Below are 20,907 nucleotides of genomic sequence, written 5' to 3' on the forward strand. Positions count from 1 at the left end.
CGGATATGAAGCCTTTTACCGAGCACAGGGGTCTCGTTGCGCCGCTCGACCGTGCAAACGTCGACACCGACCAGATCATCCCGAAGCAGTTTCTCAAGTCGATCAAGCGTACGGGGTTCGGGCAGAACCTGTTCGACGAATGGCGCTATCTGGACGTCGGTCAACCCAACCAGGACTGTTCGAATCGTCCGGTAAACCAGGAGTTCGTTCTCAACTTCGCCCGTTACCAGGGCGCGAGCGTCCTGTTGGCGCGCGAGAACTTCGGTTGCGGCTCGTCCCGTGAGCATGCGCCCTGGGCGCTGGAAGAGTACGGATTCCGCGCCATCATCGCGCCGAGCTTCGCTGACATTTTCTACAACAACAGCTTCAAGAATGGCCTGTTGCCTATCGTGCTGAAAGAAGAAGAGGTCGACGCGCTGTTCGAGCAGGCCGAGGCCACTGAAGGTTATCAGCTGACCGTCGATCTCCAGGCACAGACGGTGACTCGTCCGGACGGCGTCCGATACGAATTCGAGGTCGATGCGTTTCGCAAGCACTGTTTGCTCAATGGCCTGGACGACATTGGCCTGACGCTGCAGGACGCTGAAGCCATCAAGGCTTTCGAAACCCGGCATCAGCAGAGCCAGCCCTGGCTGTTCGGCGCAATCAAATGACACGAGGTGGAAGCCGGAATCCGAAAGCTGGAAGTAACAGCGCTCGGCTTCTAGCTTCTGGCTTTAAGCTTCAAGCTTTTCTGAAGGAAACGTTATGTCCAAACAGATTCTGATTCTTCCGGGTGACGGTATCGGCCCGGAAATCATGGCCGAAGCAGTCAAGGTGCTTGAGTTGGCCAACGATAAATTCCAGCTTGACCTGCAGCTTGGCTACGACGAGCTGGGCGGGGCGGCGGCCGACAAGTACGGCGTGCCCTTGGCCGACGAAACCCTGGAGCGTGCCAGGGCGGCGGACGCCATCCTGCTGGGTGCCGTGGGTGGTCCGAAGTGGGACAAGATCGATCCGGCGATCCGCCCCGAGCGCGGCTTGTTGAAAATTCGTTCGCAGCTTGGCCTGTTCGGCAACCTGCGCCCGGCCTTGCTGTATCCGCAGCTCGCCGAGGCTTCCAGCCTCAAGCCGGAGATCGTGGCAGGCCTGGATATCCTTATCGTTCGAGAACTGACTGGCGGTATTTACTTCGGTCAGCCGCGTGAAACCAGGGTGCAGGAAAACGGCGAACGCATGGCGTTCGATACACTGCCTTACAGCGAAGGCGAAGTGCGTCGCATCGCCAGGGTCGGGTTCGACATGGCGCGCGTGCGTGGCAAGAAGCTATGTTCCGTGGACAAGGCCAATGTCCTGGCGTCCAGCCAGCTATGGCGCACAGTGGTGGAGGAGGTTGCCAAGGATTATCCGGACGTCGAACTCAGCCATATGTATGTCGATAACGCGGCCATGCAACTGGTACGGGCACCCAAGCAGTTCGACGTGATCGTGACCGATAACATGTTCGGCGACATTCTGTCGGATGAGGCTTCCATGTTGACCGGTTCGATCGGCATGCTGCCATCAGCGTCCCTCGATTCAAACAACAAGGGCATGTTCGAGCCGTGCCATGGCTCGGCACCGGATATCGCAGGCAAGGGCGTCGCGAATCCGCTGGCGACCATCCTTTCGGTATCTATGATGCTGCGCTACAGCTTCAATCAGGTAGCGGCTGCAGATGCGATCGAGCAGGCAGTCAGCAATGTGCTCGATCAAGGGCTGCGTACCGGCGACATCTGGTCCGAAGGATGCGAAAAAGTCGGCACCAAGGCGATGGGCGACGCAGTAGTCGCGGCCCTCGCGAAGTTGTAATCTTTCTGGCCCCTTTGCACAGGCCGTTGATCAAACTTGCGGGCTACGGCCAGGCACATGTGCAGCGATGGCGGTCTGTCACTTGGCGTTGCTAGGTGATCCTTCCATGCTTCGAGCATGTGGCATATGTTTATCGACGGCCTGCTCTGCAGGCCATTCATATATAGGTGTAGTTGCGATGAAACGTGTAGGTCTGATCGGTTGGCGCGGCATGGTGGGTTCCGTGCTCATGCAGCGGATGCTGGAGGAGCGGGATTTCGACCTGATCGAACCGGTGTTCTTTACCACTTCCAACGTGGGCGGTCAGGGGCCTTCCATTGGCAAGGATACTGCGCCACTGAAAGACGCCTACAACATCGACGAGTTGAAGTCGCTTGATATCGTTCTTACCTGCCAGGGCGGGGACTACACAAGCGAGGTGTTTCCGAAGCTTCGCGAGGCTGGCTGGAAGGGCTATTGGATCGATGCGGCTTCGACGCTGCGCATGCACGACGATGCCGTTATCGTGTTGGACCCGGTCAACCGCAAAGTCATCGACCATCAGCTGGATGCCGGAACGCTCAACTACATCGGAGGCAACTGCACCGTCAGCCTGATGCTGATGGGCCTCGGTGGTCTGTTCGAAAACGGCTTGGTTGAATGGATGAGCGCCATGACCTACCAAGCCGCTTCGGGTGCCGGCGCGCAGAACATGCGTGAGCTGATCAAGCAGATGGGCAGCATCAATGCGTCGGTGGCTGATGACTTGGCTAACCCGGCGAGTGCCATCCTCGAGATCGATCGCAAGGTGGCCGCCTGCCAGCGCTCCGAAGCGTTTCCGGTTGATAATTTCGGCGTCCCGCTGGCCGGCAGCCTGATTCCATACATCGACAAGGAACTGCCGAACGGGCAGAGCCGCGAAGAGTGGAAGGCCCAGGCCGAGACCAACAAGATACTGGGCCGTTTCAAGAGCCCGATCCCGGTGGATGGTATCTGTGTTCGCGTCGGCGCCATGCGTTGCCACAGCCAGGCGTTAACCATCAAACTGAACAAGGATGTGCCGATCTCGGACATCGAGGGCATGATCAGTCAGCACAACCCCTGGGTAAAGCTAGTCCCCAACCATCGAGACGCAAGCATGCAGGAGCTTAGCCCCACCTCAGTGACGGGCACTCTTAGTGTTCCGGTCGGCAGGCTGCGCAAGCTGAACATGGGCTCGCATTACCTGGGAGCGTTCACCGTTGGCGATCAGCTTCTTTGGGGGGCTGCTGAGCCGTTGCGCAGAATGTTGCGCATCCTGCTGGAACGCTAGTACCTCTGCGAACATAAGCGCCTCGACCCTGGTCGAGGCGTTTTCTTTTCTACTGGGTATGGCGGTGCGGGGTGGTTTGCTAAAGGCTCGACGAGCCTGCGGGGTAGGGGGCTTGTCTTGGTCTCGCTACGCCAGCTCTCCGGCCCTCATCCAGCACAGGGCTGTCAGCGGCTGGTACGTTCCGCACATTTTGTGGAGTGTGTCTGATAACGCACTAAAAGGGCTGAGGCTTAATGCCTGCTCGTCCGGTGGGTTGTTGATAAAACCCTATCTGTAAAAGATACTTACTGAAAGTTCGAAGAACTATTCTAGCTGGCAACGATTATAGGCTTATCGCTGATGGGGGCGCCACCAGGCGGCGCAGGCAGCGACTATAAGACCCTCTCGAAGATCCGAGAAAAGTTAAAAAAACAAGGGATTACATAATGGTTCGGGTTCGCAATCTGGTGCTGGCAATCGCGGCTGCTACCGCGCTGACTTCCGAAATGGCCTACGCGCTGGGGTTGGGCGAGGTCACGCTGAAGTCGGCGCTGAATCAACCGCTGGTCGCTGAAATCGAACTGTTGGATGCAAAGACCCTGGCGCCTGGTGAGGTCGTGCCAGTCCTGGCATCCGCTGAGGACTTCAATCGGGCCGGTGTAGACCGGCAGTATTTCCTGACTGATCTTACCTTCACGCCTGTTTTGCGCCCTGATGGAAAAAGCGTCATTCGCGTATCGTCCAGCAAGCCCGTTCGCGAACCCTACCTGAATTTCCTGGTCGAGGTGCTTTGGCCGAGTGGTCGCCTACTGCGCGAATATACGCTGCTGTTGGATCCGCCTCTTTATTCTCCGGAAACTGCTGCAGCAGTTGCACCGCAGCTTGCCAATCGCAGCCCCGTCTTCTCGGCCTGTTGCTACACCCCGCCCGGCGCCAGCGCCGGTCTCGTCATCAACCCCGGCTCTACAAGGCGACCAGTACAAGGTCACGCCAAACGATACGCTCTGGGAAATCGCTGATCGTGCACGGCAGGGCGGAACGGTCCACCAAGCCATGCTGGCCATCCAGGATCTGAATCCAAACGCATTCATCGGCGGAAACATTAATCGCATGAAGAATGGCCAGGTACTGCGATTGCCCAATGCCGAGCAGATTGCCAGGCGCAGCCAGGCCGAGGCGATACAGCAAGTCGCCCAGCAAAACGCCAGCTGGCGGAGCGGGAATGCCTCCCCTGTGGCTGGTGCACGCCAGCTCGATGCCACGCAGCGGAGCAGTGCCGGTGCTGCTCCCTCCCGAGCTGAGCAGGGTGATAACCTGCGACTGGTCGCTCCGGACAGTGGAGCATTGGCCAGCGGCAGCGAGTCGGGTAGCGGTAATGAAGCAAAAGCGCTGCGTGACAAGCTTGCCCTTACCGAAGAAAGCCTTGATTCGAGTCGTCGGGAGAATATCGATCTCAAGGATCGTCTGAGCGATCTGCAAGGTCAGCTGGACAAGCTGCAGCGACTGATGCAGCTCAAGGATGATCAACTGGCGAAACTGCAAGCGCAGTTGGGCGCCGATAGCCCGGCCGAAACAGGCGTGACTGCGCCTGCCTCTCAGCCTGGTACGGTCGATTCCAGTCCGGTTGCTGCAGCCGAGCCGGTTGAGCCTGCCGCGGAAGTAGAGGCCGAGCCAGGGGTTTCTTCGCCAGCGTCTGAATCCCAGATTGCAGAGCAGCAACCTGTGGAGTCCCAGCCTGCAGCGGTGGAGCCGGTTGCCGAAACGCCTCCTCCCGCTCCTGTCGCGGCTCCCGAGGAATCGGAAGGCTTCGTCGAGGGCCTGTTCGGTAACCCCATTCTACTGGGGGTGTTGGGCGGCAGCGCCTTGTTGCTATTGCTGGTCGGGTTGATGGCCCTGTCTCGCCGCAACGCGATGAAGGAAGCCGAGCTGCAGGAGTCGTTGCTTGCGGACAATGGTTCCACCGACCTATTCGTTGCACAACAGGATTTCAGAGCATCGGACGTCGCTGAAGCTGATCATGGACAGCATGATGAAACCTCAACTCAAGGCGAATCAGATGCTCCGGTGGGCACTGGCAACGATCCTCTTGCTGAAGCCGACATCTACATTGCCTATGGCCGTTTCAATCAGGCCGCTGAACTACTGCAGAACGCGCTCGACAACGAGCCGCAGCGAGGCGATTTGCGCCTGAAGCTGATGGAGGTCTACGCCGAGCTGGGTGGCCGTGACGGGTTCATCCGACAGGAGTCAGAGCTTCGTGATATCGGCGGCTCCGCTGCTGCAATTGACCAGCTCAAAGCCCGGTACCCGGCGATGGTGATGGCTTCTGCCGCAGGTGCCGGTGCGGTTGGCGTAGCCAGCAGCGATGACTTCGATAGCCTGAACCTTGACGATCTCGAGCTCGAGGAGCCTGCGCCTGTTTCTTCCGTCTCACCGGACGCCGACGACTCTTTCGATCTCAGCCTCGATGACCTTGCTCTGGATGATGAATTTCAGGAGGTGCCTACAGCGCGGCAAACCGAGGCCGAGCAGGATTTCGACGCGTTGGATTTCGACGATCTCAACATTGAAGCGGCGGCGCAGGAGCAGGCCATCGATGATTTCGCCTTCGATATTGACGAGCCGTCCAAGCCAGGTGAGGCCTCGCTGGAAGATGAGCTGGCTGGCTTTTCGCTAGACCTTGATGATGATCAGCCTGCATCGACGCCAGGTGTTTCCTCTCCGGCCGTCAATGTACTTCCGGACACGACCGCGCCGGATACGGATGATTTCGACTTCGGGCTTGCCGATACGGCGCAGCCAGAAACCATGCCGGACGAGTTCGATCTCTCTCTGGATGAAGGCAGCGCGCAGTCGCCTGCTTCCGATAGCTTCAGTTCCGAGTTGGAAAACGTCGAGGCCGAGCTTGAGGAGCTGTCGCGTGATCTTGATGAGCCGCGTGACCAGCCAGCTATGGGCGAATCAGCGAATATAGCTCTGGTCGAGCCGTCACCTTCTTCCATCGACGATATGGGCGAAGATTTCGACTTCTTTTCTGACACCGACGAAACCACCACAAAACTCGATCTGGCTCGTGCCTATATCGACATGGGCGATGCCGAAGGTGCGCGTGACATCCTGGATGAGGTCATCAGCGAAGGGAGCGATAACCAGCAGCAAGAAGCGCGAGATATGCTCGCCAAACTAGCCTGAACATGACAGAAGCAGTACCTGAAGCGGCAGCCCTATCGGCTGCCGCTGGCTTTTCCAGAATCGCACTGGGCGTTGAATACAAGGGGGCTCGCTATCGGGGCTTTCAACGCCAGCGCGACGGTGTTCCTTCCATTCAGCTATGCCTTGAAACCGCGCTGAGCAAGGTTGCAGGCGGCCATCCTGTGACCCTGAGCTGTGCCGGGCGTACAGATGCCCTTGTGCACGCGTGTGGCCAGGTCGTGCACTTCGACACCCCCGTGACACGCTCGATGCACGCCTGGGTGATGGGGGCGAACATGAACCTGCCCGGCGATATCAGCGTGACCTGGGCCAAGGAGATGCCTAAGCGTTTCGATGCCCGATTCAGCGCCATGGCTCGTCGTTATCGCTACGTGATCTACAACGATCAGATCCGTCCAGCTCACCTGGCCGAGGAGGTGACCTGGAATCATCGCCCGTTGGACATCGATCGCATGCGTGAGGCGGCCAGGGCCTTTGTCGGCACCCACGATTTCAGTGCTTTTCGTGCACGCCAGTGCCAGGCGAAGTCACCCATCAAGACCGTTCACCACCTTGAGCTACTCGAATACGGGCGTCTGATCGTGGTTGACGTTCGTGCCAACGCGTTTCTGCATCACATGGTGCGCAATTTTGCCGGCGTGCTGATGACAATCGGTGCGGGTGAGAGGCCGGTCGAGTGGGCGCGGGAAGTGCTGGAGTCGCGCGTGAGGCGAACCGGGGGTGTTACGGCGCACCCTTATGGGCTCTATCTCGTTCAGGTGGACTATCCCGACGAGTATGAGCTGCCTCAGCGTTACCTCGGTCCGCACTTTCTTTCCGGGCTGCCGGATGTTCGTTCCGCTGCCGATAGATAGGGCGTGACGTCCTTCGGGATTTAGTTCTTGCATGCGGGCGATGCAGCTTGCAGCACGCGGCGCTTTTGTTACCATCCGAGGTCCTTTATCGCAGGTACCGGCCGTTGCCCATCGTTCGAACCAAGATCTGTGGAATCACCAGCATCAAAGATGCACTTGTCGCTGCTGAGGCTGGTGCCGATGCGATTGGCCTGGTGTTCTATGCGAAAAGCCCGCGAGCGGTCAGCATCCAGCAGGCGCGGGCAATCATTGCTGCACTTCCTCCTTTCGTCACGACGGTCGGCCTGTTCGTCAACGCCTCACGTTGTGAAGTAAGCGAAACGTTAGAGGCGGTACCGCTCGACACGTTGCAGTTTCATGGTGACGAGACCCCTGAGGATTGCCAGGGTTTCCAGAAACCCTGGTACAAGGCGCTCAGGGTGAGGGCAGGCGAGGATATCGCGGCGCAGGCCGCGCGCTTTTCGGGAGCCAGCGCCATCCTCCTCGACACCTTCGTCGCAGGGGTCCCGGGTGGGACAGGCGAACTCTTCGATTGGTCGCTGATTCCTGCGAACCTGCCCAAGCCGCTGATTCTTGCCGGTGGGCTGACTGCACAAAATGTTAAACAGGCGATTTCCCAGGTCAGCCCGTTTGCTGTGGATGTCAGTGGTGGGGTAGAGCTTCGCAAGGGCGTCAAAAGCCCTGACGCTGTGCATCAATTCGTGCGCCAGGTGAGGGCCTCGATGTGACGAACCCCGGATGGCTGCCGTCCAGTTACCACTCGCGAATGGGCATTCGCACGATCGACGCCTGTCCATCCTTGGAGAGGGCCTTGTTTCTGTGACGGCCATTGGGCCTGTCACCTACGCGATGCAGTGAACTCCGATTGGAGACCGATCGCAATGTTGAATCTGCCTGGCGCGTTTATCCATCACGCGCAGGACTGACAAGCTGTGGAGAATAAAAGCATGAGCAACTGGCTGGTAGACAAGCTGATCCCATCGATCATGCGCTCGGAAACGCAGAAGAGTTCAGTGCCTGAAGGGCTCTGGCACAAGTGCCCATCATGCGAGGCGGTACTGTATCGACCCGAACTGGAAAAAACCCTGGATGTCTGCCCGAAGTGCCAGCATCACATGCGTATCGACGCCCGTACTCGCCTGGATATCTTTCTCGACAAGGACGGGCGTGAAGAGATCGCGGTCGAACTTGAGCCTGTTGATCGTCTGAAGTTTCGCGACAGCAAGAAATACAAAGACCGTCTCTCGGCTGCGCAGAAGCAGACCGGCGAGAAGGATGCGTTGATTGCCATGCGCGGCACCTTGAAAAAACTGCCCGTCGTAGCCTGCGCATTTGAATTTTCGTTCATGGGTGGTTCGATGGGCGCGATCGTGGGCGAGCGTTTCGTGCGTGCCGCCAATGTGGCTCTCGAGCAGCGTTGCCCGCTGGTCTGCTTTTCCGCATCGGGTGGCGCGCGGATGCAGGAGGCGCTGATATCCCTGATGCAGATGGCCAAGACTTCCGCTGTGCTGGCACGCATGCGTGAAGAAGGCCTGCCGTTCATCTCCGTCCTTACCGATCCGGTCTATGGCGGTGTCTCAGCAAGTCTTGCCATGCTCGGTGATGTCATCGTCGCGGAGCCCAAGGCGCTCATTGGATTCGCCGGGCCTCGGGTGATCGAGCAGACCGTGCGTGAAAAGCTTCCCGAGGGGTTCCAGCGCAGCGAGTTTCTTCTGGATCACGGCGCGATCGACCTGATCATTCCACGCGCCGAGCTTCGTGCACGTCTGTCCCGTCTCCTGGCTCAGCTTCAGCAACTGCCTACGCCGGCGGAGCCCGTCCTGGTGACGGCAGACGCATGATCCGCAGGAGTCTGCCGGAGTGGCTTCATTACCTCGAGCAGCTACATCCCACGGCAATCGACATGGGCCTGGATCGCTGCCGTGAGGTTGCGAACAGGCTCGCGCTGACCCGGCCGGCTCCCCTGGTCGTCACGGTTACGGGTACCAATGGCAAGGGTTCGACCTGCGCTTTCCTGGCCCAGATGCTGGCTGTCCAGGGTAAGCGCGTCGGCGTCTACAGTTCTCCGCACCTGCTGCGTTACAACGAGCGTGTCCGGATTGACGGGGTCGAGGCCACTGACCAGGCGCTGTGCAGCGCGTTCGAAGCAGTCGAGCGCGCCCGCGGCGATATATCCCTGACTTACTTCGAAATGGGAACCCTTGCTGCCTTCTGGTTGTTCGAGCGCGCAGGGCTGGACGCCGCAGTGCTCGAGGTTGGGTTGGGCGGGCGTCTTGATGCAGTCAATCTGATCGATGCCGATGTCGCCGTTGTGACCAACATTGGCCTGGACCATGCCGAATGGCTAGGTGACACCCGCGACAGCGTAGCGTACGAAAAAGCAGGCATATTCCGGGCAGGCAGGCCAGCCGTCTGTGGCGATCCGCTGCCACCAGGGCCGTTGACCAAGGTGGCGCGCCAGCTCCAGGTGCCGTTGCGGGTGCGTGGGCATGATTTCGAGCTGGTGAAGGATCGTGGCTGTTGGCACTGGCAAGGGCAGACCAGCACAGGTGAAGCGCTGGAGTTGAGGGATATACCGATTCTGGCCCTGCCGCTTGAAAATGCCGCGCTGGCGTTGCAGGCCTTCGCATTGCTCGGCGCGGTTTGGCAGCCGCAGCAACTGATCGAGGCGCTAACGACGACGGGTGTGATCGGGCGCATGGATCGTCGGACCGTCACCTGGGAAGGGCGTAGGCTGTCAGTCGTGCTTGATGTTGGCCACAACCCCCATGCAGCCGCCTATCTGGCGCAACAGTTGCAATTGCAGCCGAAACAGGGGCGGCGGATCGCGGTTTTCGGTCTTCTGGCCGACAAGGATCTGAACGGAGTCCTCGAGCCGCTACTGCCGGTTTTCGACAGCTGGGCCGTTTCGTCGTTGCCTACGCCCCGTTCTCGAAGCGCTGATGCGTTGAGCGAGGCATTGATGGAACGGGGTGCCTCCGTCACTATCTACTCCGGTGTGGCACAAGCGCTTGACCGAGAATGCGTGCGCGCAGATGAAGAAGACGAGCTGGTGGTGTTTGGGTCCTTCTACTGCGTGGCCGAAGCACTCGACTGGCTTGAGCGGAACGCAGCGAACGGAGGGCAGGGCGATGGTAGATAAAGGGCTGTTGCAACGTATCGTGGGGGCGCTGGTGCTGCTTGCGCTGGCTGTGATTTTTGTCCCGATGCTGTTCAATCGCGCAGACGAAGGGCCTGAGATCGCTGTAAACGCGCCGGAAATGCCTGAGGCTCCTGCGGCTCCGATAGTCGAGACTCAGCCTGTCGAGGTCCCTGAACCAGCCGTCGAGCCGTTGCCGGAAGAATACGAAATCATAGAAGAAGGGCCGGTTGTGGACAGCGGCACGCCCACGGAGCCCATCAAGCAGACCCCAGTGCCAGCTCCCTCGTCTGCGCCTGAGCCGGCCACCACGGCTGCCGCTGAGCCAGCGCCCTCGCAAGCTGCCGCGCCCGCACCGGCCGCTGAACCGCGACTGGATGCTGCAAATCTTCCGGTGAGTTGGTCGGTTCAGCTGGCCAGCCTGTCGAGCCGTGAGAATGCCGAAAAGTTGCAGCAAACGCTTCGTTCGCAAGGGTACAACGCCTACGTGCGCAACGCTGACGGCATGAATCGTGTCTTTGTCGGGCCGCTGATCGAGCGAGGCGAGGCCAACCGTCTACGCGATCAGCTGCAGCGTCAGCACAAGCTCAATGGTTTCGTTGTGCGCTTCAAGCCGGAGCAGGGCTGATCGGGCATCCCGGTAGTCGTTGGTTACCTCTGCGGGGTGTTTATCCGGACCAGGATTGCCACGCCGGCTCATGATGCTTACCCCTGAGCCGGCGCTCTGCTAAAATGCGCGGCCTTTGTCTCGTGCAGGAACCCCCGTGACGTTCACCTGGGTCGATTGGGCGTTTGTCGCCGTTGTGGTCATCTCCAGCCTGATCAGTTTGAAGCGCGGTTTCGTCAAGGAAGCGCTTTCCCTGCTCACCTGGGTCATCGCCGGCGTGGTTGCCTGGATGTTCGGTGGCGCGCTGTCCCATTATCTTGCGGACTACATCAGTACGCCGTCTTTCCAGGTCATCGCGGCCTGCGCGATCCTCTTCGTAATAACCCTGCTGGTCGGGGCGTTAATCAACTTTCTCATTGGTGAACTGGTGCGGGTGACGGGCCTGTCCGGCACGGATCGCTTTCTTGGAATGGTCTTCGGTGCGGCCCGTGGTGGGTTGCTGATCGTGGTGCTGGTGGGCCTGCTCAGTCTCGCACCAGTTCAACAGGACCCCTGGTGGCGAGAGTCTGCACTGGTGCCTCATTTCCTGCTGGTTGCCGATTGGTCAAAAAATCTGATCCTCGGGTTCGGTAGTCAGTGGGCAGCCAATTCACTCGACGCATCCAGTTGAGTCGATTTCTTTACAACGGGCGTGTCGCAGCATTTCAGCGGAGCGCTCGGATCAGCCGGTTATAACTGAGAGGTTCCTTGCATGTGTGGCATTGTCGGCATCGTCGGTAAGTCAAACGTCAATCAAGCGTTATATGACGCGCTTACCGTACTGCAACACCGTGGGCAGGATGCAGCGGGAATCGTGACCAGCGACAGCGGCAAGCTGTTTCTGCGCAAGGACAACGGACTGGTTCGGGACGTCTTTCAGCAACGTCACATGCAGCGCCTCGTTGGCAACATGGGAATAGGCCATGTCCGTTATCCAACGGCGGGAAGCTCCAGTTCGGCCGAAGCCCAGCCGTTCTACGTCAATTCGCCGTACGGCATCACGCTGGCGCACAACGGCAACCTGACGAACGTCGATCAGCTGACCAAGGAGATCTACGAGTCCGATCTGCGTCATGTGAACACCAACTCCGATTCCGAAGTGCTGCTCAACGTCTTCGCCCATGAGTTGGCTGTGCGCGGAAAGCTCCAACCGACCGAGGAAGACGTTTTCGCCGCAGTCGCCAAGGTCCACGAGCGCTGCGTTGGGGGCTATGCGGTGGTGGCGATGGTCACCGGCTACGGCATTGTCGGTTTTCGTGACCCTCATGCAATTCGACCCATCGTGTTCGGCCAGCGTCACACCGATCAAGGGGTCGAGTACATGATCGCGTCGGAAAGCGTTGCGCTGGACGTACTCGGGTTTTCCCTGATACGCGACCTTGCGCCGGGCGAAGCGGTCTACATCACGGCCGACGGCAAGTTACACACTCGCCAGTGCGCGCCGAACCCTCATTATGCACCTTGCATTTTCGAGCACGTCTATCTGGCACGCTCCGACTCCCTGATGGATGGCGTCTCGGTTTACAAGGCCCGCCTGCGCATGGGTGAAAAGCTAGCTGACAAGATTCTCCGCGAGCGTCCGGAGCACGACATCGATGTGGTCATCCCCATTCCGGACACCAGCCGCACGGCGGCACTCGAACTGGCCAACCGCCTGGGCGTGAAATTCCGCGAAGGCTTCGTCAAGAACCGCTATATCGGCCGGACTTTCATCATGCCGGGCCAGGCCGCACGCAAGAAATCCGTGCGGCAGAAGCTCAACGCCATCGATCTGGAGTTCCGGGGCAAAAACGTCATGCTGGTGGATGATTCCATCGTGCGCGGTACCACGTGCAAGCAAATCATCCAGATGGCCCGCGAGGCCGGGGCCAAGAACGTGTACTTCTGCTCGGCCGCCCCTGCGGTTCGCTATCCAAACGTTTACGGCATCGACATGCCTAGCGCCCATGAGCTGATTGCCCATAACCGCACCACAGAAGAGGTAGCGGAGCTCATCGGTGCCGACTGGCTGGTCTATCAGGATCTGGCAGATTTGATCGATGCAGTCGGCGGCGGCAAGGTCAAGATTGATAACTTCGACTGCGCGGTGTTCGACGGCAAGTACGTCACCGGCGATATTGACGATGTCTATCTGCACAAGATCGAACAGGCGCGCAATGACTTGAGCAAAAGCAAATCTGCCATTGGCAGCGCCATCATCGATTTGCACAACAACTGACCAACCGGGGCGGCGCTGGTCGCCCAGGATGAGGGATTCGCATGACAATCGATTGGGATGCAGGTCGACTGGACAGTGACCTGACTGATGCCGGCTTCGATACTCTGGCAGTACGCGCCGGCCAGCATCGTTCGCCAGAGGGTGAGCACGGCGAGCCTCTTTTCTTCACCTCCAGCTATGTATTCCGAAGTGCCGCTGATGCCGCGGCCCGGTTCGCAGGCGAAGTGCCGGGTAACGTTTACTCCCGCTATACCAACCCTACCGTGCGGGCCTTCGAAGAGCGCATCGCTGCCATGGAAGGGGCTGAGCAGGCCGTGGCGACCGCATCAGGCATGGCGGCCATCCTGGCCATGGTGATGAGCCTGTGCAGTGCCGGAGATCATGTGCTGGTGTCGCGCAGTGTGTTCGGCGCGACCGTTTCGTTGTTCGAAAAGTATCTCAAACGCTTCGGACTTGAAGTCGACTATGTGCCGCTGACTGATGTCGCAGCCTGGGGACCAGCATTCAAGGCCAATACAAGGCTGGTCTTCGTTGAGTCACCGTCGAACCCCTTGGCGGAGCTTGTCGATATCTCGGCGCTGGCCGATCTGTGCCATGCGAAGGGTGCGATGCTGGCGGTGGACAACTGTTTCTGTACACCGGTATTGCAGCAACCCCTGGCTCTTGGTGCAGATATCGTCATCCATTCGGCGACCAAGTACATCGACGGCCAGGGGCGCTGCCTGGGCGGCGTGGTGGCGGGCAGGGCCGAGCAGATGAAGGAGGTCGTGGGTTTCCTGCGGACCGCAGGCCCTACGCTAAGTCCGTTCAATGCCTGGGTGTTTCTGAAGGGATTGGAGACCCTGCGTCTGCGCATGCAGGCTCATTGCGCCAGTGCAAAAATACTGGCCGAGTGGCTGGAGCAGCAGCCCGGTGTCGAGAAGGTTTATTACGCCGGGCTGCCCAGCCATCCGCAGCATGACTTGGCCAGGCGCCAGCAAAAGGGTTTCGGTGCCGTGCTCAGCTTCGAGGTGTCGGGGGGGAAGGAGGGCGCCTGGCGGTTCATCGATGCCACTCGGCTGATCTCCATTACCGCCAACCTGGGTGACAGCAAGACCACGATCACCCATCCCGGCTCCACTACCCATGGTCGGCTGTCTGCTGATGATCGTGCCACCGCGGGGATTCGCGACAGCCTGATTCGTGTCGCCGTAGGGCTCGAGGACGTTGCCGATCTGCAGGCTGACCTTGCGCGAGGCCTGGCGGCACTCTGAAGCGCCCTCTGGTCAGTGAAGAGAAACCCCGCTTGCGGGGTTTCTGTCGTTAGAGGCTCGGATAAAACCGGGCCTGTCGGTCTGCTCTGGATCGCCAGGCCTGGCTGTGGCACCGTCTGCAAGCGGGCGAGAATCAGGTCATATTGCTTTGCTCGGGCTACTCAGTTTTCCGCCGGCTCGAAGTTCACCACGAACCCGTCAAGACGCTGTTCGATGGCCAGCTCGTCCCGAACTCGGCTGGCCTCCTGGCGATCGGCTATCGGCCCTACGAACACCCGATGGGTACGGCCACTGGTGCGTACATAGGTAGTGAAGCCCTGTTCGCGCAACTTATCTGCAAGGGCTTGAGCACTATCGCCGTTCTGCAGGCTCGCCAGCTGTACGGCCCAGCCAGAGAGAGCAGGTGCCTGGGTCGATGGCTGTGCTTGCGGCGTGAAGCTCTGCGGCGCGCGCTGCGTTGCTGGTGCGGTGGGCATTCGGCTGCGCTGGGCCGGTTCGTTGGAGCGAAGGTCAATGGCCGGTGCCGGCTGGCCTTGCCCATCGAACAGACCCTCGGGTGTGGCGGGTAGAATACTCGGACTGTCGGAGCTGGTTTCAATAACCCGGATATCGCTGTACTTCTTGCCTGATAAGGCCGCCAGCCCCGCACGGTCGCGAATCACGGTTGGTCGCAGGAATACCATCAGGTTGCGTTTGACATGGGTTTCCTGGGTTGAACGAAACAGCGCACCCAGCAGCGGGATGTCGCCGAGCAACGGAACCTTCGAGTCGGTACGGGTCACATCGTCCTGGATCAGGCCGCCCAGGACGATGACCTGGCCGTCTTCAGCAAGGATGGTACTCTTGATTGAACGCTTGTTGGTGACCAGGTCGACGGCTTGGGCAGAAAGGCTCGCAGAAGGCGCGATGGAGGAGATTTCCTGCTCGATTTCCAGACGCAGGGTGGCCCCTTCGTTGATGTGCGGAACGACCTTGAGCGTAACGCCTATGTCTTCCCGCTCGATCGTAGTGAATGGGTTGTTCGCGCCGGAAGCATCGGTCGTGTAGGTGCCGGTCTGAAATGGCACGTTCTGGCCGACCAGTATCTCCGCTTCCTGATTGTCGAGCGTCAGCAGACTGGGGGTGGAGAGCAGGTTGCTCTTGCTGTTTGCAGACAAGGCGGTGATCAGCGCGCCAAAGCTGCGGGTTCCGACGCCGATGATCGCACCGTCTGGAAGGTTGCTCGGTATCTCGTTTTCACCAATGGCGGTGAGCACACTGCCAATGGAGAGTCCGGTATTGCCAAAGCTGACCCCGCCAGCGCCTCCGGTTCCGCCTCGTGCGTCCACGGCCCACTGAACGCCAAGCGCGTCAGTGATATCGCCGGATACTTCGACGATGGCTGCTTCGACCATTACCTGCGCACGCGGGACGTCCAGTTGACGCACAATCGACTCGAGCGTGGTGATCAGTTCCGGTTCTGCCAGCATGACCAGCGCGTTCAGGCTCTCGTCTGCACGAATCAGAATATTCTGCTGTCGACCACCTTGGGCCTCGCCATCCGCGGGCTCGGCTAGTCGCTCGGAAATGTCCCCAAGGGTTTCGGCGAGGGATTTGGCATCGTTGTGGCGCAGGCGGATCACTCGAGTGTTGGCAGAACGAGTACTGGGCGTGTCGAGCGTATTGGCCAGGCTGGCCAGCTTCTGCCGTGCTTGTTCCGGGCCAGTAAAAATTAGCCGGTTGGTGCGTGAGTCGGCAATGATCTGCGCACCTGCGGTGTCCCTGGCTTCGCCGCGAGCCAGGGTATTGCGCAGCACCTCGGCGATATCCACGGCCCAACCGTATTGAAGGTTTACCACCGAGAAGTCTTCGTTCTGGGCGCGATCGAGCTGGCGGACCAGATCTTCGATGCGGGCGATGTTGGCGCTGCGGTCGCTGATGATCAGCGCGTTCGCAGAGCTGACAGCGGCGAGATGTCCATACTGCGGAACCAGGGGGCGGATCAGCGGAATGAGCTCCGTGGCAGAGGTGTGCTGAACCTGTATCACCCGGGTCTCCAACAGGTCGCCGCCTGTCGGCCCGCCCCCCGCTTCAGACTTTGCTTCGGCATTGGGCACGATGCGGGCCACCTCGCCCTGGGTCAGCACACTGTAGCCGTGGGTCGCCATGACCGAGAGAAAGAGCTGGTAGACCTCGTCCAGCGAGAGCGTCGTCGACGATACGACACTCACCTGGCCCTTGACGCGTGGATCAACAATAAAGGTCTGCCCGGTCAGCTGACTTATCTGATCGACGAAGGCTCGTATGTCCGCGTCCTTTAGATTGATCGTCCAACCATCCTGTTGAGTGGTGCTTGGCTCGATGCCGGGGTCGGCCGCGAGAAGCGGCAGAGGAGCGGCTAGCAGGCTCGCTGTCAATAATGCAATGAGCGGGCGAGGGGAAAAAGGCAGCATCAGTCAGTCGTCTTCCGTGGGCGATTCGTCGGTGGGCATGGAAACGGGTGGGCTGCCCCCTTCCATCTGCAGGCGAAGTGCTTCCATCTGTTGTTGAAGCAGTTCCGCTTGTGGATCCGGTTGATTCAGGTCTGCGGGTTCACTGTAGTCCGGCAGATTGTCAGGCATGGCTGTTACGGAACGGGTACTCGGGAAGAGCAGGCTTTCTATTCGGCCATTACGCTGTATCTCGACCCGGTCGGGGTGGACGCCTTTGAGCCGTACGCCGGGTTCCAGCTCCTCATCTACGCGGTAGAGCTGCGGTGTTGCTCCGCTGACCTGAATGATTGCAGTGGAACGGGCGGGGTCGGCATGCACGAAGCTCCCAAGCAAGGTTAGATCAGAATTCGCAGCCCCGGCCGTGAAGCTTTGCGCCTGCGGTGATCCAAACAGGTTGGCGATGCGTTGCATATCAGGTGCAACGCCGGCGGGCTGGCTGTTTTCCTCAATACTCTGCTGTGATGGGCGCATCAGTTGTCGCCAATCGTTTATCTGACCGGTCAGATAAAGGCCGAAGAGCACCACGATCACCGTACTGATGATCATAGGGGCATGCTGACGAAGTCTGTGCGCTGCTGCGGGGGAAGCCAAGCTTGGCGCTCCATGAAGCTGAATGAAGACTGCCATTGTCCATCGACTTGATTAAAGCGGTGTGGACGGACTGTAAAAAAGCAAATGCATGGCCGTTCAATCAGGTTGAGCCAAGTCTGAGTATGCCAGTGCAACTGACTGTTTTTCAGGTAAAAGGTGCCCAACGGTGCTCGATTGGCTGAAGTGATTGGAGATTGCCTATATTTTTTAAAAAAACCGCAGCAGGCTGTTGACTTGAGTTCACCCGATGAGTAAATTGCGCGCCTCGCAGGGCGATCGGCCACTAGGTTCCACGGCCAGTAAGATGTTCTGCGAATCGGACGAGAGTCCGGCCGACGCGCAGCGGTAGTTCAGTCGGTTAGAATACCGGCCTGTCACGCCGGGGGTCGCGGGTTCGAGTCCCGTCCGCTGCGCCATATTTGCTCTGTACGTTTATACGACTAGAGCCACGCTGAAAGCGGCCCAACAAGGCCGCTTTTTTCGTTTGTGCAATCCCCCTCGCCATCACGACCTCTCGTGTCGGTTCATGCCTTTGTCGCCGATCTCGTCCCTGCGCTGAAACTGTTTCTCACTCTGAAAAATCCGGGTCGCTACGGTAATTGCCGTTCTTGCTAGCGTTGGGCTTGGGCCTGCTCGCCATGCCTGGCTACTGTCCCGCGCCGTTCAAGTGCTTTGCCTGTTTTTCATCCCGGTGCGCTCTGACGCGCTCGTGTCGCTGTTCGAACTCGATGGGGATGGAGTGATCGTATTCGTACGCGGTGGCTTGGCTGCCAGTGCTGCCCCGAACCTGCTTGGGCCTATCCAAAGCGTGGGCGCGATGCATCTGTTTTGATCTGCATCATTTCCTCTCCCTGCGTCATCTGGTAGCGCGCGTCGAGCGCACCCTTGCGGTTTAATGCGGTCAGTAATGCGTGAGTCATTAATAAGCCAGGTGCAAGCGGCTACTGACGAGGGGTTGTTCATGTTTGGTTTGGAAGCTCTCGAGCTTGCGCGGATCCAGTTCGCTTTTACCATTTCGTTCCACATCATCTTCCCAGCGATCACCATCGGGCTGGCCAGCTTCCTGGCCGTGCTGGAAGGGCTGTGGTTGAAGACCAAGCAACAGGTTTACCGGGATCTTTACCATTTCTGGCTGAAAATATTTGCGGTGAACTTCGGGATGGGTGTGGTCTCCGGCATCGTCATGGCCTACCAGTTCGGTACCAACTGGAGTGCCTATTCCGAGTTCGCGGGAAGCGTGACGGGACCCTTGCTGGCCTACGAAGTACTGACGGCTTTCTTCCTCGAAGCGGGGTTCCTCGGCGTCATGCTGTTTGGCTGGAACCGCGTCGGCGCAGGGCTGCATTTCTTTTCCACCCTAATGGTGGCGGTCGGTACCTTGATATCCACCTTCTGGATCCTGGCGTCCAATAGCTGGATGCATACGCCGCAAGGGCACGAGATCATCGACGGGATCGTGATCCCGGTGGACTGGTTCGCAATTGTCTTCAACCCGTCCTTTCCCTACCGGCTGACCCATATGGCAATCGCGGCGTTTCTCGCCACTGCCTTCATGGTCGGTGCCTCTGCCGCCTGGCACCTGCTGCGTGGAAACGACAACCCAGCGGTTCGCAAGATGTTTTCCATGGCCATGTGGATGGCGCTGATCGTTGCGCCGATACAAGCGGTGGTTGGGGATTTCCACGGGCTCAATACGCTTGAATACCAGCCGGCGAAAATCGCCGCGATGGAAGGGCACTGGGACAACGCTTCTGGCGAGCCCACGCCGCTGCTGCTGTTTGGCTGGCCGGACATGGAGCGTGAAGAGACGCGCTACAAGGTGGAAATTCCTTACCTTGGCAGCCTCATTCTCAAGCACAGCCTGACCGAGCAGATTCCGGCGCTGAAGGACTTTCCTAAGGAAGACCGGCCGAACTCGACGATCGTGTTCTGGACCTTCCGCATCATGGTCATGCTGGGGCTGTTGATGATCCTCACCGGTTTCTGGAGCCTGTGGCTGCGTCGCGGTGGCAGGCTCTTTCACACCAGGCCTTTCCTGCGGCTGGCGCTGCTGATGGGGCCGTCCGGGATCCTCGCGATACTGGCAGGCTGGTTCACCACCGAGGTCGGACGTCAGCCCTGGGTGGTGTACGGCATCATGCGTACGGCTGATGCCGTGTCGAACCATGGCGCCGGACAACTCGGCTTGACGCTGGCCATGTTCGTCCTGATCTACTTCGCCGTGTTTGGCATCGGATTCGTCTATGTGCTTCGCCTGATTGCCAAGGGGCCGATCATCAATGAAGGGGACGAGAAGGGTGCCGGCGGGCCGGGCGAGAAACGCACACCGATGCGGCCGCTCTCGGCGGCTGATGAGGCGATACCCCACGATCATGGCGACGACCTGGGCGAGAGGAACTGAGTATGGGCATTGATCTTTCGCTTATCTGGGCCGTCATCATCATCTTTGGAATCATGATGTACGTCGTGATGGACGGCTTCGACCTGGGAATCGGGATCCTTTTTCCATTCCTGGCCGACACGTCCGAGCGCGACGTGGCGATGAATACCGTGGCGCCGATCTGGGACGGTAATGAAACCTGGTTGGTACTGGGTGGCGCAGGGCTGTTCGCTGCATTTCCGCTTGCCTACTCGGTTGTGCTTTCGGCGCTCTATCTGCCGATCATCTTCATGCTGATGGGGTTGATCTTCCGCGGCGTGGCGTTCGAGTTTCGCTTCAAGGCCAGTGCCGCGCGCCAGCACGTCTGGGACAAGGCATTTGTCGGGGGGTCGCTGGCGGCCACGTTTTTCCAAGGGGTTGCCCTGGGCGCCTTCATTCATGGTTTTCCGGTTGTCGATCGCGCTTATGCGGGTGGGCCGCTGGACTGGCTGACTCCGTTTTCCGTCTTCTGTGGGCTGGCGCTGGTCGTGGCTTACGGCTTGCTTGGTTGCACCTGGTTGATCATGAAGACTTCGGGAGAACTGCAAAAGCGCATGCATGACATCGGTATCCCGCTGGTCTGGGCGGTACTGGCGGTGACTGGCATCGTCAGCATCTGGACCCCGCTGACGCATCCGGACATCGCCGAGCGCTGGTTCAGCCTGCCGAACCTGATCCTGTTCCTCCCGGTGCCGATTCTGGTGTTGGTCTGCACGGTCGGTTTGCTTCGCTCGATCAAGCGTTACGCTCATTATTCGCCGTTCCTGTTCACCCTTGCGTTGATCTTCCTGGGCTACAGCGGACTTGGCATCAGTTTGTGGCCAAATATCATTCCTCCGTCGGTCAGCATCTGGGAAGCCGCAGCACCGCCTCAGAGCCAGGGGTTCACGCTAGTGGGTGCGCTTCTCATCATTCCGCTGATCCTCATGTATACCGCCTGGAGCTATTACGTGTTCCGCGGGAAAGTCAGCGCTGACGACGGTTACCACTAAGACGGTCCGCC

15 protein-coding genes, 1 tRNA gene and 1 pseudogene are annotated in these 20,907 nt (G+C 59.3%); 15 read left to right on the forward strand and 2 right to left on the reverse strand.

The window, feature by feature from the left end; genetic code table 11:
* The first annotated feature begins 5 nt into the window (after positions 1-5).
* The 12 genes and pseudogenes from leuD (at position 6) to AC4LFW_RS05410 (ending at position 14,423) form a co-directional block, all read left to right on the forward strand.
* Entirely contained in the window at positions 6-653 is a 648-nt protein-coding gene (leuD, locus tag AC4LFW_RS05355; protein WP_491818169.1) for a 3-isopropylmalate dehydratase small subunit, read from the forward strand.
* 94 nt (positions 654-747) lie between these two features.
* Positions 748-1,830 (forward strand): 3-isopropylmalate dehydrogenase, encoded by a 1,083-nt coding sequence (gene leuB / locus AC4LFW_RS05360; RefSeq protein ID WP_491818170.1) that lies wholly within the window; start codon positions 748-750, stop codon positions 1,828-1,830.
* 178 nt (positions 1,831-2,008) lie between these two features.
* Positions 2,009-3,121, forward strand: coding sequence for an aspartate-semialdehyde dehydrogenase (gene asd / locus AC4LFW_RS05365; RefSeq protein ID WP_491818171.1), 1,113 nt, complete (start codon positions 2,009-2,011; stop codon positions 3,119-3,121).
* A gap of 425 nt (positions 3,122-3,546) precedes the next feature.
* Positions 3,547-6,292, forward strand: a pseudogene (locus AC4LFW_RS05370) (motility hub landmark protein FimV).
* A gap of 2 nt (positions 6,293-6,294) precedes the next feature.
* The gene (truA, locus tag AC4LFW_RS05375; RefSeq protein ID WP_491818172.1) at positions 6,295-7,167 is read left to right on the forward strand and encodes a tRNA pseudouridine(38-40) synthase TruA; all 873 of its coding nucleotides are present in this window, start codon (positions 6,295-6,297) and stop codon (positions 7,165-7,167) included.
* A gap of 104 nt (positions 7,168-7,271) precedes the next feature.
* Positions 7,272-7,895: a phosphoribosylanthranilate isomerase gene (locus AC4LFW_RS05380; RefSeq protein WP_491820135.1), complete on the forward strand. Its 624-nt coding sequence runs from the start codon at positions 7,272-7,274 to the stop codon at positions 7,893-7,895.
* Positions 7,896-8,114: 219 nt separating this feature from the next.
* Positions 8,115-9,008, forward strand: coding sequence for an acetyl-CoA carboxylase, carboxyltransferase subunit beta (gene accD / locus AC4LFW_RS05385; protein ID WP_491818173.1), 894 nt, complete (start codon positions 8,115-8,117; stop codon positions 9,006-9,008).
* Positions 9,005-10,309, forward strand: a complete 1,305-nt coding sequence (folC, locus tag AC4LFW_RS05390; RefSeq protein ID WP_491818174.1) for a bifunctional tetrahydrofolate synthase/dihydrofolate synthase — start codon at positions 9,005-9,007, stop codon at positions 10,307-10,309. Before accD ends, folC begins: the two co-directional genes overlap by 4 nt.
* Complete coding sequence (locus AC4LFW_RS05395) at positions 10,299-10,934, forward strand: SPOR domain-containing protein (protein WP_491818175.1); 636 nt, start codon at positions 10,299-10,301, stop codon at positions 10,932-10,934. The genes folC and AC4LFW_RS05395 overlap by 11 nt, the downstream gene beginning before the upstream one ends.
* A gap of 136 nt (positions 10,935-11,070) precedes the next feature.
* Complete coding sequence (locus tag AC4LFW_RS05400) at positions 11,071-11,583, forward strand: CvpA family protein (protein ID WP_491818176.1); 513 nt, start codon at positions 11,071-11,073, stop codon at positions 11,581-11,583.
* Positions 11,584-11,664: 81 nt separating this feature from the next.
* Entirely contained in the window at positions 11,665-13,170 is a 1,506-nt protein-coding gene (purF, locus tag AC4LFW_RS05405) for an amidophosphoribosyltransferase (protein ID WP_491818177.1), read from the forward strand.
* Between the two features lie 41 nt (positions 13,171-13,211).
* Positions 13,212-14,423, forward strand: a complete 1,212-nt coding sequence (locus tag AC4LFW_RS05410; protein WP_491818178.1) for an O-succinylhomoserine sulfhydrylase — start codon at positions 13,212-13,214, stop codon at positions 14,421-14,423.
* Positions 14,424-14,584: 161 nt separating this feature from the next.
* Here the strand turns inward: AC4LFW_RS05410 and gspD are convergent, their stop codons facing one another.
* Both gspD and AC4LFW_RS05420 read right to left on the reverse strand, forming a co-directional pair.
* Entirely contained in the window at positions 14,585-16,855 is a 2,271-nt protein-coding gene (gspD, locus tag AC4LFW_RS05415; protein WP_491818179.1) for a type II secretion system secretin GspD, read from the reverse strand.
* A 3-nt stretch (positions 16,856-16,858) separates the two neighbouring features.
* A complete protein-coding gene (locus AC4LFW_RS05420) occupies positions 16,859-17,440 on the reverse strand; it encodes a type II secretion system protein N (protein ID WP_491818180.1) in 582 nt (193 codons plus the stop codon).
* 384 nt (positions 17,441-17,824) lie between these two features.
* On the opposite strand from AC4LFW_RS05420, the gene AC4LFW_RS05425 reads away from it, so the two are divergent.
* The 3 genes from AC4LFW_RS05425 (at position 17,825) to cydB (ending at position 20,896) form a co-directional block, all read left to right on the forward strand.
* Positions 17,825-17,901 (forward strand) — tRNA-Asp (locus AC4LFW_RS05425).
* Positions 17,902-18,446: 545 nt separating this feature from the next.
* Complete coding sequence (locus AC4LFW_RS05430) at positions 18,447-19,886, forward strand: cytochrome ubiquinol oxidase subunit I (RefSeq protein WP_491820136.1); 1,440 nt, start codon at positions 18,447-18,449, stop codon at positions 19,884-19,886.
* Between the two features lie 2 nt (positions 19,887-19,888).
* Complete coding sequence (gene cydB, locus AC4LFW_RS05435) at positions 19,889-20,896, forward strand: cytochrome d ubiquinol oxidase subunit II (RefSeq protein WP_491818181.1); 1,008 nt, start codon at positions 19,889-19,891, stop codon at positions 20,894-20,896.
* Positions 20,897-20,907 lie beyond the last annotated feature (11 nt).

The organism is Stutzerimonas sp. C6.4V (assembly GCF_058536345.1).